The sequence below is a fragment of the Bacillus cereus group sp. BfR-BA-01523 genome, assembly GCF_022662615.1.
Taxonomy (GTDB): domain Bacteria; phylum Bacillota; class Bacilli; order Bacillales; family Bacillaceae_G; genus Bacillus_A; species Bacillus_A mycoides.
Window position 1 is genome coordinate 34,026 of record NZ_JAKUDX010000010.1, and the last position, 26,841, is coordinate 60,866.

Sequence of the window (26,841 nt, forward strand, 5' to 3'; positions counted from 1 at the left end):
ATGAATTTAGAAACAATTATTGGTTTAGAGGTTCACGTTGAGTTAAAAACAAATTCGAAAATTTTCTCTGCGAGTCCAACAGAATTCGGAGCGGAGCCAAATACACAAACAAGTGTAATTGACTTAGGATACCCAGGGGTACTTCCTACTTTAAATAAGGAAGCAGTTAACTTTGCAATGAAAGCCGCAATGGCATTAAACTGTGAAATCGCAACGGAAACGAAGTTCGACCGTAAAAACTATTTCTACCCAGATAATCCGAAAGCTTACCAAATCTCTCAATTTGATAAGCCAATTGGTGAAAATGGTTGGATTGAAATCGAAGTAGACGGTAAAAAGAAACGTATCGGTATTACACGTCTTCATTTAGAAGAAGATGCTGGTAAATCAACGCATGCAGCTGACGGTTCATTAGTAGACTACAACCGTCAAGGTATGCCTTTAATCGAGATCGTATCTGAGCCAGATATGCGTACTCCAGAAGAAGCATATGCGTACTTAGAGAAGTTAAAATCAATCATTCAATATACAGGTGTATCTGATTGTAAGATGGAAGAAGGTTCTCTTCGTTGTGATGCGAATATTTCACTTCGTCCAGTTGGACAAGAGAAGTTCGGTACAAAAGCAGAACTGAAAAACTTAAACTCTTTCACTTACGTGCAAAAAGGTCTTGAGCATGAGCAAGTGCGCCAAGAAAAAGAATTATTATCTGGTGGTATCATCCAACAAGAAACACGTCGTTATGATGAAGCAACGAAGAAAACAATCTTAATGCGTATAAAAGAAGGATCTGACGATTACCGTTACTTCCCAGAGCCAGACTTAGTTGAACTTTACATCGACGATGAGTGGAAAGAAGAAATTCGTGCTTCTATTCCAGAACTTCCAGATGCACGTAAAGCTCGCTATGTTGAAGAAGTTGGCTTACCAGCTTATGATGCGCATGTATTGACATTAACGAAAGAGATGTCTGATTTCTTTGAAGCAACAGTTGCAGACGGTGCTGATGCGAAATTAACATCAAACTGGTTAATGGGTGAAGTACTTGCATACTTAAACAAACAACAAAAAGAATTAAAAGACGTTGCATTAACGCCAGCTGGCTTAGCTAAAATGGTTCAATTAATTGAAAAAGGTACAATTTCTTCTAAAATCGCGAAGAAAGTATTTAATGAATTAATTGAAAAAGGTGGAGACCCAGAAGAAATCGTTAAAGCGAAAGGTCTGGTTCAAATTTCTGACGAAGGAACACTTCGTAAGGTTGTAACAGAAATTCTTGATAATAATGAGCAATCTATTGAAGACTTTAAAAACGGTAAAGACCGTGCAATTGGCTTCTTAGTTGGTCAAATTATGAAAGCTACAAAAGGACAAGCAAATCCACCGCTTGTTAATAAAATCTTACTTGAAGAGATTAATAAGCGCTAAAAAAAGAGAAGAATTCTTATTTTTGAACGCTAAAATAGTATAGGTTCTTAAAGATTAAACAGAAAAAACACCCGTATTTGGGTGTTTTTTCTGAGTTAATCAAACGTTTGTTTAAATGATGAAAAATAATTTAAACAAACGTTTGATTAACTGTCAAAAGTGAAAAAATGTTTGTATAGCAACTATGGTATGATAGTTGCAAAAAGGTGGGAATAATGATAAATCTAGACATAGAGAGTTTTTTCATCTCATGAAATAATAGATAATTATTATTCATTATATGTAAATTGATGTGAGAGAATGGATAGACATAAAGTGAAACTTTAATCAGTGGGAGTTTTACTGCCTGCAAATAGCGGGATAAATTTCTTGGTTAAATAAAGCAAAACTATCAGGAGTGAATAGTTACTTTTGATGGGCTACACGAATCGGGTTCTTACTGCCTGTTTGAGCGGAATTAAAGAAGGATAGGAAGATGAGAGGAGGTAAGCATAGGGATACTGAATAAGGGTTCGGTGTATTCGTTTTTCAATGAATAAGGAATTTCCTGTGCTAATAAATGATGAAGCGAGCAAGAATTATTTATAATCCTACTTCTGGGCGCGAGCTATTTAAGAAGAGCTTACCAGAAGTATTACAAAAATTAGAACAAGCTGGATATGAAGCGTCTTGTCATGCGACAACTGGTCCTGGAGATGCGACTGTGGCAGCGAGGCAAGCTGCGGATCGTAAGTTTGATGTTGTTATCGCAGCTGGTGGTGATGGTACGTTAAATGAAGTAGTGAACGGTTTAGTAGGACATGAGCATCGTCCAAAGTTTGGAATTATTCCAGTTGGAACGACAAATGATTTTGCGCGTGCGATCGGTGTACCTCGTGTTATTGAAGAGGCTGCGGATATTATTTGTGAAGGAACAACGGTACCGTTAGATCTTGGTAGAGCAAATGATACATATTTCATTAATATCGCTGGTGGCGGCCGTATTACAGAATTAACATATGAAGTACCAAGCAAGCTAAAAACGGTATTAGGCCAACTTGCTTACTATTTAAAAGGAATCGAAATGTTACCATCGTTACATCCAACATATGTTGAAATTGAGTATGATGGGAAGTTGCTACAAGAAGAAATTACGATGTTTTTAATTACGAATACTCGTTCAGTTGGTGGATTCGAAAAAGTAGCACCATATGCATCTATTAACGATGGATTATTTGATTTATTAGTACTGAAAAAAGGTTCTATCGCTGATTTAATTAAAGCAGCAACACAAGCGCAGCGTGGGGAACATATTAACAATCCGAAAGTACTATATACACAAGCGAATCGTATTAAAGTGCATTCACCTGATAAATTAATGATCAACTTAGATGGTGAATATGGCGGAGATGCACCAATGGAATTTGAAAATATATATCATTGTCTGGAACTATTTGTTCCTGAACATCAAGAGGATGCCCTGTAAAGGCATCTTTTTTTTGCTTTCACCTCACTATTTACGAGTAATAAGATTCCCCCACTGATTAAAGTTTCTCTATGTGCAGATGAATTGTAAATTGTAAGTTAGTTTGATTTTTATGGTATTTTTACAATCCGTTTATTTTATATCCATATTTTATTGATACACTGGAAGAGATAAGAAATGAGAGGTAGGATGCTATGGAGAAGGTAAAAGCAATACTATTTGATAAAGATGGGACATTAATGGATTTTCATTCAATTTGGATAAAAGTAGCTGAAGAGCTTGTTGCAGAATGTATAAATTTATATCAATTACCAGAATCAATGCAGCAGGCTTTATTAAAAGAAATCGGTGTGGATGGAGCATTTGTTCATCCTCGTAGTGCAATAGCTGCTGGAACGAGTCTTGATGTGGCCAAGGGGCTTTGTAAGTATATTACATCATCTAGAGAAGAAGAGATGCATCAATGGGTGAGTGAAAAGTTGTTTGCTCTTATGTACGAGCATCGTTCACATATGAGAATGACGGCAGATTTACCGAAAGTTTTACAAGCGTTAAAGGATAGAGGGTTTATTCTAGGTGTCGTTACAGCTGATGATTTCGCGCCGACAGAATTATTTTTAAAGCAATATCAATTGGAAGCTTTTTTTGATTGTGTTATAGCTTCAGATACATTTCCAGCACAGAAGCCAGATAAAAAAATTGTAGAATCGTTTTGTGAGAGATTTAATTTAGAGACATGTGAAGTAGCAGTCATCGGGGATACACCGACGGATTTACATTTAGCGAAAAATGGTGGCGACTGTTATGCGATTGGCGTACTATCTGGTACGGGTGATCGTCAAACGCTAGAACCACTTGCAGATTTAGTATTACAATCTGTTGAAGATTTAATTTCTCATTCAGGTGAGTTTATTTGGGAACAAGGAAAGTCTAATGTATAAATGAATAAGTCTATAAGGACTCTATATGAGTCTTTATAGACTTATTTTTTATGCCGAGATAGTAAGAGAATGGGATGAATACTAGAAAGAGGAAGTTGGCATACATCTTGCAATATAAAGAGAAAACATTGTATAGAAAAGGATGGGGTACACAGTGAACACAAAAAAAATTGCTAAAGTAAATGAACAAATTCCAGGACCGAAAGCAGCGTCTTTATTAGAACGCCGCCAAAATATAGTACCAAAAGGAGTAAGTAATGGTATTCCAACATTTGTACAGTCTGCAAATGGTGCACTCGTAACAGATGTGGATGGAAATCAGTACATTGATTTCGCAGGAGCAATTGGGACAATTAATGTAGGACACTGTCATCCAGCCGTTAAAGAAGCGCTTCATAAACAAGTAGATCAATATATTCATACTGGATTTAATGTGATGATGTATGAGCCATATATTGAATTGGCAGAAAAGCTGGCTGCATTAGCGCCAGGTAATTTCGATAAACAAGTGCTGTTTTTAAATAGTGGGGCAGAAGCGGTTGAAAATGCAGTGAAGATTGCTCGTAAATATACGAAGAGACCTGGAATTATCGCATTTTCTAAAGGATTTCATGGGCGTACATTAATGACAATGACGATGACAAGTAAAGTAAAACCATATAAATTTGGATTTGGCCCATTTGCTCCAGAAGTATATAAAGCGCCATTCCCATATGAATACCGTCGCCCAGAAGGTTTAACAGAAGAGCAGTATGATGACTTTATCATTGAAGAGTTTAAGAACTTCTTCATATCAGAAGTAGCACCAGAAACAATTGCAGCAGTTGTAATGGAACCTGTTCAAGGGGAAGGCGGATTTATCGTTCCAAGTAAGAAATTCGTTCAAGAAGTACGTAGCATTTGTTCAGAGCACGGTATTTTATTTGTAGCTGATGAAATTCAAACAGGCTTTAGTCGTACCGGAAAATACTTTGCAATTGATCATTATGATGTCGTTCCAGACTTAATTACGGTATCTAAATCATTAGGTGCTGGTGTACCGATAAGTGGCGTGATTGGGCGTAAAGAAATTATGAATGAGTCTGCACCGGGAGAACTGGGCGGAACGTATGCAGGAAGCCCACTAGGATGTGCGGCTGCATTAGCTGTGCTTGATGTAATAGAAAAAGAGAAATTAAATGATAGAGCGATAGAAGTAGGGAAAGTCGTAATGAACCGATTCCAAGAGATGAAAAACAAATATAATTGCATCGGTGATGTGCGCGGCTTAGGGGCAATGTGTGCATTCGAGCTCGTTCAAGATCGCAAGACGAAAGCGCCTGATAAAACATTAGCGTCTAATTTATGTGCAGAGGCAAATAAGCATGGATTACTTCTACTATCAGCAGGAACATATGGAAATGTTATTCGTGTTTTAATGCCATTAGTGATTACAGATGAGCAACTTGAGGAAGGTTTAACAATAATTGAAGAATCATTGCAAGCTTGTTATGAGCAAGCAAATATCGCTCGTGTTTAAAGAATTGGGATAACTTAAAAAAGGGCATAAAGCTTTTCTTTTTAGGCGAAAGAGAGCATCTGGCCATGCATAGAATCGGTCAGCCCCTTTTCCTGCCCCATGCCAAGCTAAAACAAAGTGAGGGTGTGGTTGCGATGGCATTCTGTATTTTTCAAGGCAGCGAATTATGTGTTGAAAAATATAAATAGATTTGTATAAATAACAAATTGAAAACATTCTAGCTTACTCTATATAAAATGCAGAAAATTCACTTTATAATAAAGGTAGTGAAGTGAATCGATGGATTTAAAGTAAGGGGTGGCTAGGATGGTTGCAGAAAAGGAACGAGTGTTGATGGATTTACAAGATGTATTTGAATATGCATTTGACGAAATTTTTGTTACGGATGATAAAGGAATCGTTGTACGTGTAAATAGCATGTGTGAAAGACATTACCAGCTCTCTGCTAAGGAATTAGTAGGAAAGCATGTAAAAGAACTACAAAAAGAAGGGATTTTTTATCCGTCTGCAACGTTAGAAGTAATTGAAAAGAAAAGGCCAGTTGAACTTGTTCAAACAACGAAATCAGGAGAGTATTTGCATGTTCGTACAAGGCCTGTTTTTGATGATGAGGGAAATTTAAGAAGAGTGATTAGTTATTCTCGTGATCTTACAGAACTCTATCAATTACGTCAAAAGGTAGAGGAAATGGATAATCAGTTAAAAACATATAAAAAAGAATTAAGAGAAACATATGAACACGAAGGACTTATTTTTAAAAGTATCGCTATGCAAAAAATAATCGAAACAATAAAAAAAGTATCAGTAGTAGATAGTACTGTTCTCGTATTAGGTGAGACTGGAGTGGGGAAAAGCCGATTAGTACGCCATTTGCATGAAGTGAGTCACCGGAAGAATGAAAGTTTCTATGAAATTAATTGTGCGGCATTGCCGACGAATTTAATCGAATCTGAGCTTTTTGGATATTCAGGTGGGTCTTTTACAGGTGCAAATCGTGAAGGAAAAAAGGGGCTATTAGAATCAGCGCATAAAGGAACTCTTTTCTTAGATGAAATTGGTGAAATGCCGCTTGAAATTCAAGCGAAGCTTTTGCAAGTATTGCAAGAAAAAACGTTTCGTCCTATAGGCGGAAGAGAATTAAAAAAGGTGGACGTTAGAATTGTAGCGGCAACAAATAGAGATTTAAGTACGATGGTGAAACAAGGAACATTCCGGAAAGATTTATACTATCGTCTGAATGTCATTCCAATTTCAATTCCGCCACTTCGGGAGAGAACAGAAGACATTTTGCCGCTCATCTATCATTATTTACAGCATTTTAATAAAAAGTACGGACGTGATGTGAAGTTAGCACCTAGTACGTTACAAATGTTTGTAGGGTACCCTTGGGAAGGGAATAATAGAGAGATTGAAAATGTAATTGAACGAATTGTTATCACTGCAGATGATTTTGTAACGGTAGAAGATTTGCCACTATCTATGCAAGAGGCCACAGTTGAACAATCCGGACAAAGTCTTTATAGAATGCTGGAAGAGGTAGAGAGAAATATTATTCTTAAAGCGTATAAAACGTATGGATCAAGTTATAAAGTGGCTGAGTTTTTGCGAATAAGTCAATCTGCTGCTACTAGGAAAATTAAGAAGTTTATAGAGGAGGAAGAAAACATTGGATAAAAAAGCGACGTTCGTAAACTTAGAGAAAAAAGCGATGTATATAAATGGTGAGTGGATTACACTGCAAGAACAAATCGAAGTGAATAATCCAGCGACAAAGGAAGTATTTGCAACTGTACCAAAGGGCGGGATTACAGAGGCAAAGCAAGCAGTTGATGCTGCACATGAGGCTTTTAAATTATGGTCAAAATTAACGGCAGCTGATCGCGCAGTAAAGTTAAAAAAATGGTTCACGCTTATTGATGAAAATAAAGAAGAAATTGCAGCAATCATGACGAGAGAGCAAGGGAAGCCGTTTGCAGAAGCACTTGGTGAAGTGAATTATGCAAATAGTTTTGTTGAATGGTACGCAGAAGAAGGAAAGAGAATATACGGTGAAATGATTCCTGCTTCTCATCCGAATAAGCGTATTTTAGTTATGAAGCAACCAGTTGGGGTTATGGCAGCTATTACGCCTTGGAATTTCCCGGCTGCTATGATTACGAGAAAGGTAGCTCCAGCACTTGCAGCAGGCTGTACGGCAGTTGTGAAACCAGCGAGTCAAACGCCATTAACTGCATTGAAGTTAGTTGAATTAGCACATGAAGCAGATATTCCAAAAGGTGTAATAAATATTGTAACAGGTAGTGCAAAAGCAATTGCTGATACGTGGATGGAAGATGAGCGTGTTCGAAAAGTTTCCTTTACAGGATCAACTGAAATTGGAAAAGAATTAATGGCTAGCGCTGCGCAAACGATGAAAAAGGTTTCGCTTGAATTAGGTGGTCACGCTCCATTTATTGTTATGAATGATGCTGATTTAGATAAGGCGGTAGAAGCGGTAATTGGTTCGAAATTCCGTAACGCAGGACAAACGTGTATATGTACAAACCGCATCTTTGTTCAAGAAGAAGTGTATGAAGAATTTGCAGGGAAGTTCACAACAGCTGTAGAGCAGCTGAAAGTCGGAGATGGATTCGGCGAAGGAACAACTGTAGGTCCACTTATTGATGCGAATGCAGTTTCGAAAGTACAAGAACATATTGAAGATGCAATTCAAAAGGGCGGAGAAGTTTTATATGGAGGCCATAAATTTGCAGAGTTAGATGGTTATTTCATTCAGCCAACGGTAATTGGATTGGCAAATGACACGATGCTTTGTATGAATGAAGAAACATTTGGACCGGTTGCACCAGTTGCGAAATTTAAAACAGTTGAAGAAGTAATCGAACGAGCAAATAATACACCATATGGCTTGGCTGCTTATATTTTCACAAAAGATATTAGCCAAGCATTCCAAATTAGTGAAGCGCTAGAGTACGGAATTATCGGCTTAAACGATGGCCTTCCATCAGTTGCACAAGCACCATTTGGAGGCTTTAAAGAAAGTGGTATCGGCCGTGAAGGAGGCCATTTCGGTATCGAGGAATATTTAGAAATTAAATATATTTCGTTAGGACTATAAGTAGTATACTAGAATCTCTATAAGGTAACAGAGAAGGAGATTCTAGTATGGTATATTGGCTATTATTACTCGTAACAATTATTTTTGAAGTAGCTGGAACGATTGCGATGAAGTTATCGAACGGTTTAACAAAGCTTGTTCCAAGTGTACTTATTTTCGTATTCTATGGAATTTGTTTCAGTGTGTTTGCTATCGTTGTTAAAAAGATTAATTTAAGCATTGCTTATGCAATTTGGTCTGGTGTGGGAACGCTACTTATTACAATCATTAGTGTGTACTTTTTTAAAGAGCATATTAATTTATTCCAAGCATTTTGTATTCTCTTTATTGTTTTAGGAGTAATTGGACTGAAAGTGTCATCGGCATCATAAAAGGCTATCTTCCGGCGTGGAAGATAGCCTTTTATTTTTATTAAAACGCCCAGTTACCTTTACGGAAGATCGGCTCATGTCTTCCATCAGCTGTAATGCCGTCGATATCAAGCTCAGCTGATCCAATCATGAAGTCTTCGTGTGTAATACTAGCGTTTGCGCCATTTTCAGCAAGTTCTTCTTTAGACATTGTTTTTCCGCCAACTAAGTTAAATGCATAAGCATTTCCGATTGCAAGGTGGCAAGATGCATTTTCATCAAATAGCGTATTGTAGAATAAAATATTTGTGTTTGAAATTGGTGAATCATGAGGTACTAAAGCTACTTCGCCTAAGAAGTGAGAACCTTCATCTGTTTCTACTAAATGTTTTAAAGCCTCTTCACCAGATTCAGCTTTATAGTCTACGATACGTCCGTTTTCGAATGTTAATGTAAAGTTATCGATAATATTACCTGCAAATGCTAACGGTTTTGTGCTAGATACTTGGCCGTTCACACCTGTTTTAAGAGGCATTGTAAATACCTCTTCAGTTGGAATGTTAGCCATAAATGCTACGTTCTTTTCATTTAAGCTACCAGCACCAGCCCATACATGTTTCTCTGGAAGTTCGATTGTTAAGTCTGTTCCAGGGCCTGTATAGTGAAGAGCTTTATAATGTTTTTCGTTTAAGTAATCTACTTTTGTATGTAGTGTTTCATCATGTTCTTTCCATGCTTCCACAGGATTTTCTAAATCAGCACGAGTAGCTTTGAAGATAGCATCCCATAGTTTTGTTTCTTGTTCTTCTGGCGCTACGTCAGGGAATACTTTTGCAGCCCATTCTTTCGTAGGAACAGAAATTACGCACCAGCTTACTTTATCTGCTTGTACATAATCACGGTATACTTTCATCGCTTCTCCAGCTACTTTATGAGCTGTTGCAATTTTCTTTGGTTCTACACCTTTTAATAGATCAGGATTCTCTGCATAGATGGACATAAATGCAGCGCCTTCTTTTGCTAATTCTTCACGAGCATGTGCTTTCCAAGAAGGGAATTCAGAGAAAGCTTCTTCAGGAGCTAGATCGAACTTTAAGCGTGTTAACGTCTCATCATTCCAATCAACATATACGTGTTTTGCACCAGATTTATATGCTTTTTCTGTAACGAGGCGTACAAACTGTACAGCCTCAAGAGGTGCACTGATTGATAAAGTTTGTCCGGGTTGAATATTAACACCAACATTGACTGCAAGGGCAGCATATTTCTCTAACGTTTGTTCAAATGACATATGTATAATCTCCTTTATTTTGAAAGATTTCTTACTATATATAATACAAGAAAATTCTAAAAATATATATAAATATAAAGTAAAAAGAGAGCTCAAAATGTATTGAGCTCTCATATTTACTTAATTGAAGAGGCAAACTGTTCAACTGTAGTTGTATGGTGTATACGAACGCGTTTCATCTTTAACAATTCATCCGGTTCACCTTTCGTAATGAACTGTCCAGGCTTTGTTGTCGTTGCAAATTGATAGTGTTTCTTTGTTTCTGCGACAACTTTATCATCTACATGACCGAATGGATAAGCAATTGCGATAACAGGCTTACCTGTTATTTTCTCTAGCTTTTCTTTTGATCCTTTTAACTCTTCATCATAGTTTGTAATTTTCGGCAAGTCTGCGTGTGTTGCTGTGTGAGATTGTACAGAAAAAATACCTGAATCAACCATTTCTTTTATTTCAGATGTAGAAAGAGCTCCTTCTACATCAACGTTAGCAACAATCATATATTCTGTTGCCGCTGGTTTAAATGTATCGTCTTTTAGTTTTTGTAAAACATGAAATGCATTCATATTATTTTTCATACCGTCATCAAATGTAACGAAAATCGGCTTGTTTACTTTATTTATATCGCCCCAGCGTTCAAACGTTAACAAAGTATAACCATTTTCTTTTAAATACTTCATTTGTGCTTCAAAGTTAGCAGGTGATACGAATAAATCTTTAATACCTTGTCCATGATAATCATCAATTGCGTGGTACATAAGAACAGGAACTTTTTGCTCGAAAGTAATAGTAGATTTCGTAAGTGGAATAGTTTTTCCGCCCTCTGTTGTTCCTGTAGCTTCAATTTGATATTCACCGCGTTTTCCTTCAAATTCTTTTATATCAAAGGGAAGTGTAAATTGTTGATCTTTCTCTTTAGAAGAAAAAGATTTAGCACTTTCCTTTCCATCAGCAGTACGCCAAATTTTATATTGTACTTCGGTTAAAGAATCTTTTATGTCTGTAATATGAATATTTGCGTTTGTAGATTCGTGCGTAATTGGATTATAAGAAATTTTACCTTGTTCCCGCACCGTCTCTTCTTGTTTCTTAACCTCTTGAACCTTTTTTTCTTTTTTAGGCTCTACATTGCTAGTATTACATCCTGCTAGAATGGCAGACGTACATAAAGCAATCGCTGCGTATTTTCTCATAAAATCACCTTCTATTGTGTATTATGTTGCATACTTACATTAAAATCCCCACCGCTATAAGAGAGGTGGGGATATACCCTTGTTCATCATATCATTTTTAGGTGAATGGTAGGTTAGTGACTTTGAATAGAGGTATTCTTGCGTTTCTTATTTGATTTGATAATGATATAACCTACTACAAAAATAAGAGGGATAATGAATACATAGATTGGCATTCCCCATACATAATAGCTTTTCATGCTTAAAACTAGTAAGTGTAAGAAGTCGAAAAGGGCGTGAGCTTTCATAATATCCTCCAATATATTTTTTACAAATTATAACATTGTTCATTTGTAATTTGTATATTTTGGTAAATGATTTAAGTTAATTTTAAAGTAAGAGAAAGGTTTATTAATATGCAATTTTGCATATTTAGAGTAGTTTCTATTAAAATATCAGGATCTTGGACTATAATAAGAACCGCTATAAATGTAAGTAAGAATGATGTACGGAGTGGAGAACAGAAATGAAATATAAAAAACTAGTATATATCCTTTTCATATCGCTATTCATAGTCGGTTGTCAAAGTAAAGTGAGTAAAGCGAATAGTGTGGAGGAGTATATTCCATCACGCCTTATGAATGCGGAAGTTACGGCGGATATTATGACGCTAGAATTTCCTTATGGGATAAAAGAGAAGTTGGAGAAAATCGGAAATAAGATGAGCGCTAGCATTACAAATAATTTAGATTGGTATTTGAAGTATGCAGAAGAAGAAATTATCCCGAAAAAAACTTTTCCTTATCATCAAAACTTGGGTATTACAAAAGAAGAATATGATTTTATGATAGATGAAATGAATAATGCAGAATATATAAATACAAAAGACGGAAAACTCTTTTTTAAAAAGAAAGACCATGAAATTCAAATTCTCTCTGATGAGAATTTGAAACTAATTAAAAATATTCGAATTGATACAGAGAAGAATACAATTAAAACTCCTTTTGGAGAGTGTGAATATGAAGGTGAAATAAAGGCATCGGATGAACAAAAAGCTACTGGGCCATGGAGTGGGAAGATGTGGACCTTAAAAAACGATGGATTACTTTATCATTTTTCATTAGGAAAGTTAAAAAACATAAACAAATCTATCATTTATATTTCAATAAAAGGTATATATAAAGATAGGATTATCAATACAGAAGAAGCGATCGAATTTCACTCGGTTTCATAAAGAATCAAAAAATCACCTTACTTAAACAAGTAAGGTGATTTTTTATTAAATAAACAATCCAGCGATTGTTGCAGATAAAATAGAAGCAAGTGTTGATGCAAATAGCATTTTCCAACCGAATTTTGATACGATGCTTCCTTGCTTTTCAGAAAGGGCACGGATTGTACCAACGATTGCACCAATTTGGCTAATACTTGCAAAGCTAATTAAGAATACAGTAACGATTCCAACTGTACGTGGATCTAATGTTGCAGCAGCGCCTTTTAAATCAAGGATTGCTACAAACTCGTTTAATACAATCTTCGTACCCATAATACCACCAGCTGGGATAATATCATGAGTTGGGATACCCATTAAGAATGCGAATGGAGCAAGTATATAACCGAAGATTTGTTGTAAAGTAACAGCATATCCCATTGCACCTGAAGCAGCGCTAATTACGTAGTTTACAACTTCCATAACACCGATAAAGGCGATCATTAATGCGGCAACGATACCAGCTACTTTTAAACCATCAAGTGCACCGTTAATCATTGCGCCGATAAAGCTGTCTCCGAATAGAGTTCTATCAAATTTTTGAATCACTTCATCTTCCTTTTTCGTATCAACTGGTGTTAATAACGAACAAACGATTAAGCTTGAGAATAAGTTTAGTGGAAGAGCTGCTAGCACATATTTCGCATCTAACATCATTACGTATGATGCTGTAACAGAAGCAGAAACTGAGCTCATCGCAGAACAACAAATGATAAACATACGGTTTTTATTAAAATGCTGTAAATCGTTTTTAATAACGATTAACGCTTCACTTGAACCGAAGAATACAGAGTTTACTGCGTGGAATGATTCAACGCGTGGTAAACCAGTAATTTTTGAAATTGCACCGCCGACAATACGAACGATGAATGGTAAAACACCTAAATAACTAAAGATAGAAAGTAGTGCTGAGAAAAATACGATAATTAATAATACATTTAAGAAAAAGACAAAATCTCTTTGAATTCCATTAAAGAGAAAATCGACACCTGTCGTACCAAGTTTAATTAGTTTGTTGAAAACTTTACTAATGAAGATGATAATTTGCTGTCCGATCTTTGTGCCAAACATAAACCAACCGATTAAAATTTGGAAACCAATCATAATAGCAATTGCACGGAAGTTGATTTTACTTTTGTTGTTTGACAAAGCAAAGCATAAACCTAAAACGACAAGAATACCGATAATGCTCATTACATATTGCATGTAGTTGCCCCTTTCAGAAGTTCGTATAAAGTTTTTACATAAAACGCTCGTTATATTACTAAAAATAAAGTAATGGAAGTTTCATGTCATACGTAAGATGTCTGACCTTTTTGAAAAATAAAAAAAAGACCCTATGGATTCACTTTCATCTATGAGAGAAAGCTAATCAATAGGAGTCTTTTTTATACATAGGCTAATATTCATTAGTTTTCCCCATAGTCCAGCAATTTAAGGTTGCCGGGTAGAAACTCTCGATCCATATTATCGACTATATATGAGGTAACATCGTCCGTATTAAATTAGTAGTAGCGTAACATTACTAGAGAACTATCGTCAATAGCTTTTTTTCTTCCAATAGAAATAGACCATATAAGTATGATAAAATGTAACGCAGTGTTATGAAAAAGAGAGGTCGGAAAATGAGTATAAAAATGACGCCACCAGTTGAAAAAAACGAGTTTATAGACGTAGTGTTTGAAGATTTAACACATGATGGTGCCGGTGTTGCGAAAGTGAAGGGATATCCTATTTTCGTAAAAAACGGATTACCAGGTGAAGAAGCGCAAATTAAAATTATTAAGGTGAAGAAAAACTTCGCGTTCGGTCGTTTAATGAAGCTTCATCAAGAAAGTCCATATCGTAAAGATGCAGAATGCCCCGTGTACAACGAGTGCGGAGGTTGTCAACTTCAGCACTTAACATATGAAGGACAATTAAAAGCGAAAGAAAAACAAGTACGTGACGTTATGCAGCGCATCGGTGGATTAAGTGATGTTCCTGTTCATCCTGTACTTGGCATGAAAAACCCGTGGGTATACCGCAATAAAGCACAAGTGCCAATTGGAGAACGTGAAGGTGGACTTGTAGCTGGTTTCTATCGTCAAGGAACGCATGACATCATTAATATGGAATCATGCTTAATTCAGGCGGAAGAAAACGATACATTAATTCAAGAAGTAAAACGTATTTGTGAAAAGCACGGTATTTCGGCTTACAATGAAGAGCGTAACAAAGGAACCCTTCGCCACGTAATGGCTCGCTACGGACAAGTAACAGGGGAAATTATGCTTGTCTTCATTACACGTACAGCTGAATTGCCAAATAAAGAAGCAATCATTGAAGAAATCGCAGCGAAATTCCCAGAAGTAAAATCAATCGTTCAAAACGTAAACACGAAACGTACAAACGTAATCTTCGGAGACAAAACGACAGTACTGTACGGATCAGAATATATTTATGACTTTATCGGTGACATTAAATTTGCCATTTCAGCACGTTCATTCTATCAAGTAAACCCAGAACAAACGAAAGTACTATACGATAAAACGTTAGAATACGCAAAATTAAATGGTAACGAAACAGTAATTGATGCCTATTGCGGAATTGGATCAATCTCCTTATTCCTAGCACAAAAAGCGAAAAAAGTGTACGGCGTTGAAATCGTCCCAGAAGCAATCGAAGACGCAAACCGAAACGCAGCACTAAACAACATGACAAACGCTGAATTTGGCGTAGGAGAAGCAGAAGTAGTCATTCCAAAATGGTACAAAGAAGGCGTAATCGCCGACACAATGGTCGTAGACCCACCGCGTAAAGGCTGTGACGAAGCACTACTAAACACAATCATCGACATGAAGCCAAAGCGCGTCGTATACGTATCATGTAACCCAGCAACATTAGCACGTGACTTAAAAGTACTAGAAGAAGGTGGATATAAAACACAGGAAGTACAGCCTGTTGATATGTTCCCGCATACGACTCATGTGGAGTGTGTGGCTTGGCTTAAGTTGGTATAATAAAAAAGCAGTTGATATAGAAAAATCTATACCATCTGCTTTTTGGTTTATAAAAATACCATTCAGCAACGATTTTAGTTAAAATGAGTATTGCTGATTTTCACAAAATATAAATGTCCAAATGTACTTTTGCTATTTGGCTTTATATTTTTAAATTGAGAGTTTGAAATTGTATTCATATTGAGAGGATTTGAATTTGAAATGACAGATAATTTTTGGAATGATTTACCACGACCGTTTTTTGTACTTGCACCCATGGAAGATGTGACAGACGTTGTTTTCCGTCACGTAGTAAGTGAAGCTGGTAGCCCAGATGTATTTTTCACAGAGTTTACAAACTCGGATAGCTATTGTCATCCAGAAGGTATGAAAAGTGTACGTGGCCGTTTAATTTTTACAGAAGATGAACAGCCGATAGTCGCACATATTTGGGGAGATACTCCTGAATATTTCCGCCAAATGAGTATTGGTATGGCAGAGCTAGGATTTAAAGGTATCGATATTAATATGGGCTGCCCTGTACCGAACGTAGCATCAAGAGGAAAAGGTAGTGGTCTTATTCTACGTCCAGACGTTGCCGCAGAACTTATTCAAGCAGCAAAAGCGGGTGGACTACCTGTCAGTGTAAAAACACGACTTGGCTTTAAAGAGTTAAGTGAGTGGGAGGATTGGCTAACGCACATTTTCAAACAAGATATTGCGAACCTTTCTATTCACTTACGTACAAGAGAAGAAATGAGTCAAGTAGATGCGCACTGGGAACTAATTCCGGAAATTAAAAAATTACGTGACCGTATCGCACCAAATACGCTAATAACAATCAATGGAGACATTCCTGATCGTCAAACTGGAATGGAACTTGCTGAAAAATACGGTATTGATGGCGTTATGATTGGACGAGGTATCTTTAAAAATCCATTTGCTTTTGAAAAAGAGCCAAGAGAACATAGCAGTAAAGAACACCTTGATCTTCTAAGACTACAGCTTGATCTTCAAGATCAATATGCAGAAGTACTACCACGCTCAATCACAGGGCTTCATCGCTTCTTCAAAATTTATGTGAAAGGATTCCCTGGAGCTGCTGAACTAAGAAATCAATTGATGAACACGAAATCGACTGATGAAGTGCGTGCTTTGTTGGATAAGTTTGAGGCTAGTGTTGATAAGGATGGAGATAGTGAAACAGTGTAACTTGTGAAAGTTAGAGGGGATGGGGTGTAGCGATTTTATGAGTGTTTGTTTCATTTTAATTAAGGTGAACCATATCATAAGTAAGTGAGATATTCTATGTAAAACAAGGGTAAGAAAAGAATACAGGAGAAAATTAAAAATGGCAGGTTGGTCTTGATTTTCACTGATATTATCATGTTTATTTTATTATGCCTATAACTTGGAGGCTATGTGAATGTTAAGTGATCAGACGAGATATTCTAGGCTCGCGAATATAACAAAAATAATAAATACAAAATTAGAACTACATGAAGTATTGCAGCGTGTAACAATGGCGATATCAGAGGAGATTGTTAGGTGCAACGCTGTTGGAATTTATTTACCCCAGGAAGATGGAACATTTAGAGGGTTTGCAGGGAAACCAGAGACCATAAATGGCGTAACGCTCGATACTCAGGTAATTGATCCTGAAATAGACTTACTGGCAAAAGAAGTTATTGAAACAAAAAAAACCATCTATATCCCTGATACCTCAAAGGATCATCGGCCGGATCCAAGACCAGTTGATGCGTTCAAAATTAAGTCCTTATTAGCCCTGCCTATCTCATTTGGGCAAGAGTTATTTGGTCTGGTTTTTTTATTTGATTATGGAGTTCCAATGAACTTAACAGATTCAGAGATTCAAAGTGTTGAAGCTTATGTAAATATGGCTGCGGTCGCAATTCAAAACGCAAATAATTTAACACAAAAGGAAAACCTTATTGCCGAGAAGCAGCTGTTACTAGATGTTACCCGTGATTTATCAATGTGTTCCTCGATACAGGAGAGTTTTGATAAATGTTTTTTTTACTTAGGACAGATTTTAGAGAGTAAAAACATGGCTGCCCACCTTTTAGACCCGCTAGACAAAACAACGATTAAAACAACGAAGTTAAGCAAGGACTGTGATTGGGCAGAAGCGGATTGGATGGAGAAAAGCTATGAAGCCAAGATCCAAGAGGTTATTCAAACAAAAAATATAGATAGTAAGGGTCTACTGATGATTCCATTGGTTTCAATGGGAGAAGTATTAGGGGTAATCGTCGTTGGCAAAGAGGGAAAAGCTCACAATTACGATAATTCCCAAATTCAACTGGCAAAATCTATCGTTGATGCCACAGCTCCTACGTTTTCAAACTTGTTATATATGGATCAACTTGAAAGCATGGTGGAAGAGCGAACGAGAGAACTAGCTGCTGCTAATGAAAAAGTTACAAGTGTGATTGAAATTATTACGGATGGATTCTTTACTTTGAATAATAAATGGGAATTCACGTACGTAAATAAGCATCAATATTTTCCACAAAGAAAAACAGCAAAAGATGTATTAGGTAAGAATATATGGGAGGTTTTCCCGAGTAGCGTCGACGCAGTTATGTATAAGGAATTTCATCGTGCAATGTCAGAGCGAATTACAGTTCATTTCGAATTTTTTTCTATCTCTGATGAATATTGGCACGAAGTTATTGCATACCCGTATGATGATGGTATTTGTTGTATTTTTAAAAACATAACGGAAAAAAAGCAATATGAGCAGGAATTGAAAAGGTTATCCAACATAGATTTAATAGGACAAATGGCAGCAGGTATCAGCCATGAGATTAGAAATCCAATGACAACAGTAAGAGGATTTTTGCAGTTATTAAAAGAAGAGCACACCTATGAGAAACATAATAAGTACTTTAATTTAATGATTGAAGAACTTGACCGTGCCAATTCTATTATTACTGAATTTCTCTCAATCGGTAATACAAGGAAATCGGATTTGCAGATGTTAGATTTAAATTCAATTATCCACGATATTATTCCTTTAATAAAGATTGATACGTATAATCAAAATAAATATATTCAAGTCGATACAAATGACATTCCGGAATTACTTTTAAATCGTAATGAGATACGGCAATTATTAATAAACCTATACCGTAATGGCTTAGAAGCGATGAGCACAGGGGAAATTCTAACCATTAGCACCTACAAGGAATGTCAAAATTGTGTGGTGCTTGCAGTGCGGGATCAAGGAAAAGGTATCAGGCCTGAAGTATTAGAGAAACTGGGTACTCCATTTTACACGACCAAAGATAATGGAACTGGATTGGGATTAGGCGTATGTTATGCTATTGCTGCCCGGCATAATGCGAAAATAGAAATTCAAACAGGCTCGGAAGGCACTACCTTTTTTGTTAAATTTAATTATGAAAATAATGGACAATAACCTCATTTAGATTAGTTACGGTGAACCGTACCACAAATAAAAAGGAAAACCTAAGTAAACACAATCAATATATTTCACCTGAATTTTGCGTAACATTCATGTTAGAGTTGCATAAAAAGAAATGGACTAACCTATATCAGGTTAGTCCATTTTTAAGTGTGTTAATTAATAGTAAATCCCCATCCGTAATTTTGCGCGATTATCCCATCCTTTTTGCTGTTTTAAAATCATCCCCAAAACCATTAATCCACCTAAGACTACAAAACCTACCTCTAAAATGTTAAAGTAGTAACTTAACGATATTAATTTATACATGCTAAAAGCATTACTATAATCAACATTTCAGGAGGAAATACAATGGCAATGAGCAACAACGATATATTAAAAAGAGTAAGATACGCTTTAGATATAAGAGATATAGATATGGTAGAAATCTTTGAACTTGGCGGGATGGAAGTAACGAAAGAGGACGTACTTGATATGCTTACAAAAGTAAAGAGAAGTCCACAACATGAAGCGGAAGATGATGATGTAATCGAAGATGAGTACGTATTAACATGCAACATGATGATGCTAGAGGCATTTTTAAATGGATTTATTACTTTAAAAAGAGGGAAGCAAGATCCGAAACCAGGGCAACCGGCACCTGTACGGAGCAAGGAGAGTGCCAATAACCTTCTTTTAAAGAAAATGAAAATAGCACTATCTTTAACGAGTGAAGATGTGCTTGATATATTAGACAGCGTGGGCGTCATCGTAACAAAAGGAGAGTTAGGCGCTTTATTAAGAAAGAAAGGCCATAAGCATTACAAAGAGTGCGGCGATAGATACGCAAGGAATTTCATTAAGGGATTAGGTGTAAAGTACAGAGGATAATAAGTTCGGTGAAACAGTAAATGATATAATAGATAGAGTAGGGCGTTTGTGTCCTATTCTTTTTTATTTGTAAAATAATACACTAGGTGATGAAATGGTACATACATATTTAGGTGAGACAATTAATTTTCATATAACTTATAAGAAGAAAAAGTCGGTGCGTCTTTTTGTAGATTCGTACGGAAATGTGGAAGTGCAAGCTCCAAAAGGAACGCCTGTTGAATACTTAGTCCAATTGTTAGAGGAGAAATGGGATTGGATTCAGAAAACACGTAAGGAAATGCAGGAGCGAGCGCTTGGACCACAGGAAAAGGGTTATGATCAAGGAGAGGGTTTTCTCTATTTAGGGAATACGTATCCGATACAGATTTCTCAAGATGCAAGTATTACGCAAGATAATGCAGTTTTTGAAGGGGATAAGCTACACATTTATGTGAATGAGCTTAAGGATGAGAAAATACAACAAGCGTTAAAACGATTTTACTATAAGCAGTGTAAGTCATTAGTAGAGAAGAGTATTAAAGTGCATCAAAGTAACTTCAAAACAAAGCCGCGTTCTATTCGTATTACAGATAGTAGCCGCACATGGGGAACTTGTGATTCAAATTTACAGCTAACATTCAATTGGAAGTTAGCGATGGCACCACAGCGAGTAATTGATTATGTAGTCGTTCATGAAATGTGTCATATGGTTCATTTAAATCATGATCGCTCTTTTTGGCGTCTTGTCGGGAAGATAATGCCTGATTATAAGGAAATGGAAAACTGGTTAGCGTTATCTAGTTGGAAGATGACGGTTTAGTTATTACTTTAGATTGTGGAATGAAATAAAGTAGAACCCTAATGAATTAGGGTTCTCTTTGTACATAGATTATCGTCCAAACTTCACAGTGAAAGTATCGTCTATTCTCTCCATCGCATACCCACGATACCCTTCCGAAAGTAAAGCCTGCTGTCCACCAGCATCACTCATCGGAACGCTCTTAACATAGGACCAATCTCTTTCCTTATCCCCACGCAACTCCTTCACAAAAACATACCGCATACTCCCGCCGTACTTCTCCTTCAGCGCAGCAATTTCCATCCCTTGCGCAAACTTATCTTTTAAACTAGGGATGTTGAAAGGTGCAACGGTGCAGCAAACATAGTCGTACTGGCTGTCTTCTTTTTGTAATTCATCCATGATGACTGTGGCTAATATTTTTTGCATGCCATTTCCTCGGCAGTTCGGATGAACGTTTGAGATTTCTTGATAGATGACGCGGTGTAGCTGACTTTCTGGTAGACCAATATCAAGCCCTAAATGTTCATCGTCGATAGGAGGGACTAGTAGGGCACGAAATGCGATGAGCTCGTTTTGTATAAACGCCCCAATCATCATGCCGTTTCCTTCTAGAATGTATTGAAATTCTTCTAGCGAGAGTGGTTGTAAACGACCTTTATCTTCTAGCGCTTCAACTATAACGTTTTGTAATGATAAAATTTGTTCCATATGTTCTAAAGATAGTAACGTAACGTGAAATGAATCGTTGTTTTGTTTTAATTTTCCTTCGTAAAGAATCGTCATGCGTTAGTCCTCCTTTAGCGTACAACGTCTTGAAAGACGGTTAGTTCTTGTAATATATTTTCGTTTATTTCAATGCCAAGTCCCGGCTTTTCGTTTAAGCGAATAAATGGTACGTCGTAATGTAAGTTTCCGATGTCTTTCGTGAATTTTAATGGTCCTGTTAGCTCGACGCTAGTAATGATTTTTTTTGAGAAAGCGACGTGGAATCCTGCGGAAGAGGCAACAGATGATTCGACCATGGATCCAACTTGGCATTCAATGCCTGCCATTTCAGCTTGATGAGCGAGTTTTACAGCTGGATATATGCCGCCGCATTTCATTAGTTTTATATTCACTTTATCAGCTGCGTCTAATTTAATAATTTGGCGCATTTCACGAGAGCCTTTTAGTCCTTCATCAATCATAAGCGGAAGATCTGTTTTCGAACGAATATGAGCCATTGCATCAATATCATCCGCTACAACAGGTTGTTCAATCCAGTCGATGTTTAAATGACCTAATGAACGAAGTGCTGTTAATGTGTTTGCACTATTTTTCCACCCTTGGTTTACATCAACGCGAATCGCGATATCATTTCCTACACGTTCACGTACAGCTTCAATTCGTTTTACATCTTCTTTTACATTTGTACCGACTTTCATTTTGAAAGATTGGTAACCTTTTTGAATCATAGAGGCAGCTTCTTCAGCCATGTCTTCTGGATCTGCAATACTTAAGACGTGAGTGACAGGAAACTCTTCATGATAGCGTCCGCCAATTAATTGATATACAGGCTGATTTAATTTTTTGCCCATTATATCAAAACAAGCGATATCAATCGCAGCTTTCGCTGTAGGAACACTGTAAATCGTATTGTCCATCATATCGTGTATTTTTTCGATATTCATTGGATTTTTCCCAATTAGAGCAGGAGCTAGTGTATGTTTTAAAACATGGAAAGTACTTTCCCATGATTCACCTGTAACGTGATCATCAGCAACGCCTTCACCGTAACCGATAATGCCTTCATCTGTTTCCATTTTGACGATAATAGAAGGCATATCAGAATAAGAACCATAACTAATAACAAACGGATCGCGAAGTGGTAAACGAATTGCGTAAAGATGAATAGCTGTAATTTTCATTGAATAAAGACCCCTTCCTGTTTACAATGGTTTTGTACATTTGATATAGTTGACGTTAAATAGTCGTTAATTAATGATAAGGAGTTAGAGAAAATGATGATAAAAATTGCAGTTGTCGGTTCAAAAGAGTTTATGGAGAATCTTTTACCTATTGCTCATAAACTAGAAGAAATAGAGATTGATCCATATATTTACCTTCATCCAGCAGAATCTTCTGAACTATTAAAGCGTTTAAAACCTTGTGATGCTATCTTTTTCTCGGGTGCCCTACCTTATTATATGGCAAAAGAAATAAGAGAACAATTACCAATTCCAAGTGTATATTTGCAGCAAGACGAGACAACTGTCGCATCTTCACTCCTTTCTATAATATACCATCAAAGTATTCAACCTCATAAAATTTCAATTGATTTAGTAGATCGTTCGTTTATTACAAATGTGTTCCATGACATCGGTCTAAAAGAAACGCCGCAAGTGATGGATTATGAAAATATGTTATGGAGTAATGATGAAATTAAGAGAATCATTGATTTTCATTTAGCTAAATATCAATCTGGAGAGGTTGATTTAGCTTTAACTAGTATTCACGCTGTCTACGATGAACTTCAAAAAATAGGGATTCCTTCAGAGCGTATGATAGATCCAACGCAATCAATTATACATGGGTTAAAAGATGCAAAAATAAAAGCTGAGTTAGCAAAAAGCCATTCAGCTACTGTTGGTGCTTGTATTATATCCTTTATAGAGTTACAAGAAAGCTCGCTTGAACAATTAAATGTAATTTCAAAAGAATTACGTGGTTCATTTAAACAAGTTGATGAAATGACTTTTATTTTGTATACAACTCGTGGTGATATTGAATTGAGTATAAAAACAAATACGATAGATCGTTTATTTATGAATATAGAAGGCGCAGTATCTATTGGATTTGGTTACGGAAAAACAGTAAATGAAGCGGAACAAAATGCAAAAATCGCTCGAGGTTTCGCAAAGAATAATCCGATAGAAAGCTGCTTTTATATACTAACAAGTGATAAAGAATTATTTGGTCCGTTCCCGAAAGAACAGAGAGTACAAAGTTTAAAAAACGATAATCCTGAATTAATGAAAATAGCGAAGGAAACGAAGCTTAGTCCTGCAAACTTGTCAAAAATCATTCAATTTAGTCAATCGCATCCATCATTGAAATTTACAGCGGCGGATCTTTCTGAGTACTTACAAGTGACTCGGCGATCGACGGAAAGGCTGTTAAAGAAATTAGTTGATTACAGATATGCCAATATTTGCGGCGAGGAAATGCCCTATCAACAAGGGCGCCCTCGTGCAATATATGAGCTAAATTTACCGTTGTATTCGTTTCAAAAATTTTAACCTTCTAGTTGTGCTTTTTGTTTTTTCAGTAGGTCTGCTTTTTCAATATCAGATAGCTTCGTAATTGTGAAGCCAGTTATACCATAAATGATTGAGATAATAGGTACGATGAAATTCAATATAGCATAAGGAGCATATTCGAATGCACCGACTCCAAGTGTTGCGAGTATAAATACACCACATGTATTCCAAGGTACGAAAACAGAAGTTAATGTTCCACCATCTTCTAATGCTCTGGATAAATTTTTAGAATGTAGTCCTTTTTCTGTGTACGCATTTGCATACATTCTTGAAGGAACAACAATCGAAATATATTGTTCAGAGCAAGTAAGATTCGTTGCAAAGCAAGATGCGATGGTAGAAGCGATAAGTCCTTTTGATGATGTCGCTAATTTTAAAATTTGATTTACAATTGAGCGAAGAATGCCAGTATGTTCTAGTACTCCGCCGAAAGTCATAGCGACAATTGTCATAGAAACTGTATTCATCATAGAGCTTAAGCCACCACGGTTAAATAGTTCATCTACTAGCTTGTTTCCAGTGTCTATGACAAATCCACTTTGGAGTGCACCGACAGCTGATGAGACAGAGCCACCTTGAATAAAGACTTGTGATAAGAATCCTAAAATAACACCTACGAGAATAGCTGGTATGGCAGGGACTTTTTTAGCGACCAATACCATAACGACTACGGGTATAATTAATAGGAAAGGCGAAATAACAAAGTTTTGTTGCAATACTTGTAACGTTTGATCGATGCTTTTTGCATCGATATTGTTATCGCTGAAGCTTCTTCCTAAGAAAGCATAGACGATAAGAGTAATAATTAAACCTGGAATTGTAGTAAATAACATATGACGAATATGTGTGAATAAATCTGTATTTGTTAATCCCGCTGCTAAGTTTGTCGTGTCTGAAAGCGGTGACATTTTATCGCCAAAATAAGAACCGGAAATTATAGCGCCAGCAACCATTGGAGCTGGGATTCCCATACTTAGGCCAATTCCCATTCCAGCAACACCGATTGTTCCCATTGTAGACCAAGAGCTACCGATTGCTAATGCAACGATAGAACAAATAATTGTAATTGAAACTAAAAATAGTGATGGAGTTAAAAGTTTTAAGCCGTAATAAATCATAGTAGCGACGATTCCGCCGCCAATCCAAGCACCGATCGTTAAACCTACAAGAATAATGATAACGATAGCGGGTAATGCAAGGCGAATTCCTTTATACATCGATTCTTCAATGTCATTCCATTTGTAACCGTACCGCCAAGCGACGATCGAAGCAACGGTTGTACCGATAATAAGTGGGACGTGAGGGCTTTGTTCTAATACAACAATTGTAACCATCATAACTGCAACTGTAATGATAATAGGGATTATTGCTATGCCAAAAGGTATTTCTCTTTTCATAAACTGCCTCCTCATTATGTATGTTTGTATTTTTAGAATTGTCGCAAAATAGACGTTATTAAGTTATAATAACTAAAAATAGATGTAAGCGTCAATATAGAAACAGAAAATATCGAATCTTCTATTTGTATGGGTATCTTTATAAGATGAGTTGAAATCGGGTATTAACGGTATTAAAAAATAAACAATTGACTTTTTTCTTAAAATTCAATATGTTCATAAAAACATCTGTTTTTCATAAGTATAATTAATCTGAATGGTTTGTAATTAGGGGAAGGAGAATGAAGCTTTGAAAACATTAGAACTACAAGAGCGTTTAACTGAAATTTTTCAGCATTTACATGAAAACCCTGAAGTAAGCTGGAAGGAATATGAAACGACAGCTTATATTACTAACTTTCTAAAAGAAGAAGGAATTTCATATAAAATATTTGATGATTGCCCTGGCGTGATTGCTGAAATCGGAAGAGGGAATCCAGTTATCGCGATTCGTGCTGATATGGATGCACTATGGCAAGAAGTAGACGGAGAATTTAAAGCGAATCACTCGTGCGGCCACGATGCTCATATGACAATTGTGATGGGCCTTATTTTACAATTGAAAAATATGAGATGGGATAGTGGTACTGTTAGATTTATTTTTCAGCCGGCAGAGGAAAAAGGAAATGGTTCTTTAAAGATGGTAGAGAAGGGCGCCGTGGATGATGCTGATTTCTTATTTGGTGTTCATTTAAGGCCGGTTGAAGAACTGCCTTTGAAACAAGCAGCCCCATCTATTCGTCACGGAGCTGCAGCATTTTTAGAAGGGATAATTCATGGAGATGATGCACACGGGGCACGCCCACATCAAGGTATAAATGCAATTGATGTCATTTCGATGATCAATATTGGATTGAAAAATATATGGTTACCGCCGCAGACGTCTTATTCTGTTAAGATGACGAGATGCCAAGCTGGTGGTGATAATCTAAATATTATTCCAGGTAACGGGCACTTTAGTTTAGATGTAAGAGCAGAAAATAACATATTACTAGATGAATTGAAGCGAAAAATAGAGCAAGTAATTCAGTCAGCTGAATCAATGGGATCTAAACTTTCTTATGAGTGGATTGATCTCGCACCAGGAGCTGAAGTGTCAGAAGAAGCTGAGCGTTTCATGCGGAAAGGCATTCTTGAAGTGTACGGGGAAGAGGGATGTACTGGACCACTGTATACGACAGGAAGCGACGATTTCCATTACTATACAGTGAAAAGACCGCATTTAAAAGCTGTCATGCTTGGACTAGGGGCGAACTTACAACCTGGATTACACCATCCGTATATGAAGTTTGATCATAGCTGTATAATGGATGGAGTAGAAATATTGAAACAAACTGTATTGAAAGTATTAGAAGACAGGGGCTAGAAAGCTCCTGTTTTTTTGGTAGGAATTTGTTGTTAAGTCGATATATTTGATTTCGTGATAATATAATTTCACGTACCAATTAATTTGATTAAAATGAGCA

21 protein-coding genes and 1 riboswitch are annotated in these 26,841 nt (G+C 36.6%); of the genes, 15 read left to right on the plus strand and 6 right to left on the minus strand.

Annotated elements, in window-relative coordinates; genetic code table 11:
- The 7 genes from gatB to MR066_RS21190 all read left to right on the plus strand — a co-directional run bounded on the left by gatB (window position 1) and on the right by MR066_RS21190 (window position 8,842).
- Window positions 1-1,428 (plus strand): Asp-tRNA(Asn)/Glu-tRNA(Gln) amidotransferase subunit GatB, encoded by a 1,428-nt coding sequence (gene gatB / locus MR066_RS21160; RefSeq protein WP_002010050.1) that lies wholly within the window; start codon window positions 1-3, stop codon window positions 1,426-1,428.
- A gap of 559 nt (window positions 1,429-1,987) precedes the next feature.
- A complete protein-coding gene (locus MR066_RS21165) occupies window positions 1,988-2,893 on the plus strand; it encodes a diacylglycerol kinase (protein WP_002010051.1) in 906 nt (301 codons plus the stop codon).
- A 194-nt stretch (window positions 2,894-3,087) separates the two neighbouring features.
- Window positions 3,088-3,834: an HAD family hydrolase gene (locus tag MR066_RS21170; RefSeq protein WP_242248425.1), complete on the plus strand. Its 747-nt coding sequence runs from the start codon at window positions 3,088-3,090 to the stop codon at window positions 3,832-3,834.
- Window positions 3,835-3,988: 154 nt separating this feature from the next.
- A complete protein-coding gene (gabT, locus tag MR066_RS21175; protein WP_242248426.1) occupies window positions 3,989-5,353 on the plus strand; it encodes a 4-aminobutyrate--2-oxoglutarate transaminase in 1,365 nt (454 codons plus the stop codon).
- Window positions 5,354-5,659: 306 nt separating this feature from the next.
- Window positions 5,660-7,027: a sigma-54 interaction domain-containing protein gene (locus MR066_RS21180; protein ID WP_242248427.1), complete on the plus strand. Its 1,368-nt coding sequence runs from the start codon at window positions 5,660-5,662 to the stop codon at window positions 7,025-7,027.
- The gene (gene gabD / locus MR066_RS21185; RefSeq protein WP_002091321.1) at window positions 7,020-8,471 is read left to right on the plus strand and encodes an NADP-dependent succinate-semialdehyde dehydrogenase; all 1,452 of its coding nucleotides are present in this window, start codon (window positions 7,020-7,022) and stop codon (window positions 8,469-8,471) included. Before MR066_RS21180 ends, gabD begins: the two co-directional genes overlap by 8 nt.
- 47 nt (window positions 8,472-8,518) lie before the next feature.
- Window positions 8,519-8,842: a DMT family transporter gene (locus MR066_RS21190; RefSeq protein WP_002029495.1), complete on the plus strand. Its 324-nt coding sequence runs from the start codon at window positions 8,519-8,521 to the stop codon at window positions 8,840-8,842.
- Between the two features lie 40 nt (window positions 8,843-8,882).
- On the opposite strand, the gene MR066_RS21195 is transcribed toward MR066_RS21190, so the two are convergent.
- On the minus strand, window positions 8,883-10,112 hold the full coding sequence (locus MR066_RS21195) for an aminopeptidase (protein ID WP_002010058.1): 1,230 nt from the start codon (window positions 10,110-10,112) through the stop codon (window positions 8,883-8,885).
- A 116-nt stretch (window positions 10,113-10,228) separates the two neighbouring features.
- The gene (locus MR066_RS21200; RefSeq protein ID WP_061676133.1) at window positions 10,229-11,305 is read right to left on the minus strand and encodes a polysaccharide deacetylase family protein; all 1,077 of its coding nucleotides are present in this window, start codon (window positions 11,303-11,305) and stop codon (window positions 10,229-10,231) included.
- Window positions 11,306-11,810: 505 nt separating this feature from the next.
- Between MR066_RS21200 and MR066_RS21205 the strand changes: the two genes are divergently transcribed.
- Entirely contained in the window at window positions 11,811-12,518 is a 708-nt protein-coding gene (locus MR066_RS21205; RefSeq protein WP_242248428.1) for a hypothetical protein, read from the plus strand.
- Between the two features lie 45 nt (window positions 12,519-12,563).
- On the opposite strand, the gene MR066_RS21210 is transcribed toward MR066_RS21205, so the two are convergent.
- A complete protein-coding gene (locus tag MR066_RS21210) occupies window positions 12,564-13,760 on the minus strand; it encodes a NupC/NupG family nucleoside CNT transporter (RefSeq protein WP_061676135.1) in 1,197 nt (398 codons plus the stop codon).
- Window positions 13,761-13,956: 196 nt separating this feature from the next.
- Window positions 13,957-14,058: riboswitch (purine riboswitch) on the minus strand.
- A gap of 121 nt (window positions 14,059-14,179) precedes the next feature.
- Here MR066_RS21210 and rlmD point away from each other — a divergent pair.
- The 5 genes from rlmD (at window position 14,180) to MR066_RS21235 (ending at window position 20,658) form a co-directional block, all read left to right on the plus strand.
- Window positions 14,180-15,556: a 23S rRNA (uracil(1939)-C(5))-methyltransferase RlmD gene (gene rlmD / locus MR066_RS21215; protein ID WP_002140209.1), complete on the plus strand. Its 1,377-nt coding sequence runs from the start codon at window positions 14,180-14,182 to the stop codon at window positions 15,554-15,556.
- A 201-nt stretch (window positions 15,557-15,757) separates the two neighbouring features.
- A complete protein-coding gene (locus MR066_RS21220; RefSeq protein WP_242248429.1) occupies window positions 15,758-16,747 on the plus strand; it encodes a tRNA dihydrouridine synthase in 990 nt (329 codons plus the stop codon).
- Between the two features lie 214 nt (window positions 16,748-16,961).
- Window positions 16,962-18,980, plus strand: a complete 2,019-nt coding sequence (locus tag MR066_RS21225) for a GAF domain-containing sensor histidine kinase (protein WP_242248430.1) — start codon at window positions 16,962-16,964, stop codon at window positions 18,978-18,980.
- Window positions 18,981-19,337: 357 nt separating this feature from the next.
- Complete coding sequence (locus tag MR066_RS21230; protein ID WP_193652530.1) at window positions 19,338-19,856, plus strand: YehS family protein; 519 nt, start codon at window positions 19,338-19,340, stop codon at window positions 19,854-19,856.
- Window positions 19,857-19,950: 94 nt separating this feature from the next.
- Window positions 19,951-20,658: a M48 family metallopeptidase gene (locus MR066_RS21235; RefSeq protein WP_215600870.1), complete on the plus strand. Its 708-nt coding sequence runs from the start codon at window positions 19,951-19,953 to the stop codon at window positions 20,656-20,658.
- A 69-nt stretch (window positions 20,659-20,727) separates the two neighbouring features.
- On the opposite strand, the gene MR066_RS21240 is transcribed toward MR066_RS21235, so the two are convergent.
- Entirely contained in the window at window positions 20,728-21,423 is a 696-nt protein-coding gene (locus tag MR066_RS21240; protein WP_242248431.1) for a GNAT family N-acetyltransferase, read from the minus strand.
- A 14-nt stretch (window positions 21,424-21,437) separates the two neighbouring features.
- Window positions 21,438-22,547 carry a mandelate racemase/muconate lactonizing enzyme family protein gene (locus MR066_RS21245; protein WP_242248432.1) on the minus strand — a complete coding sequence of 370 codons (1,110 nt, stop codon included), beginning with the start codon at window positions 22,545-22,547 and terminating at the stop codon, window positions 21,438-21,440.
- 93 nt (window positions 22,548-22,640) lie between these two features.
- Here MR066_RS21245 and MR066_RS21250 point away from each other — a divergent pair, with 93 nt between their 5' ends.
- Window positions 22,641-23,918, plus strand: coding sequence for a hypothetical protein (locus MR066_RS21250; RefSeq protein ID WP_016126495.1), 1,278 nt, complete (start codon window positions 22,641-22,643; stop codon window positions 23,916-23,918).
- Here MR066_RS21250 and nhaC read toward each other — a convergent pair.
- The gene (nhaC, locus tag MR066_RS21255) at window positions 23,915-25,336 is read right to left on the minus strand and encodes a Na+/H+ antiporter NhaC (protein WP_242248434.1); all 1,422 of its coding nucleotides are present in this window, start codon (window positions 25,334-25,336) and stop codon (window positions 23,915-23,917) included. The genes MR066_RS21250 and nhaC overlap by 4 nt on opposite strands.
- 289 nt (window positions 25,337-25,625) lie before the next feature.
- On the opposite strand from nhaC, the gene MR066_RS21260 reads away from it, so the two are divergent.
- Complete coding sequence (locus tag MR066_RS21260) at window positions 25,626-26,741, plus strand: M20 peptidase aminoacylase family protein (RefSeq protein WP_242248436.1); 1,116 nt, start codon at window positions 25,626-25,628, stop codon at window positions 26,739-26,741.
- Window positions 26,742-26,841 lie beyond the last annotated feature (100 nt).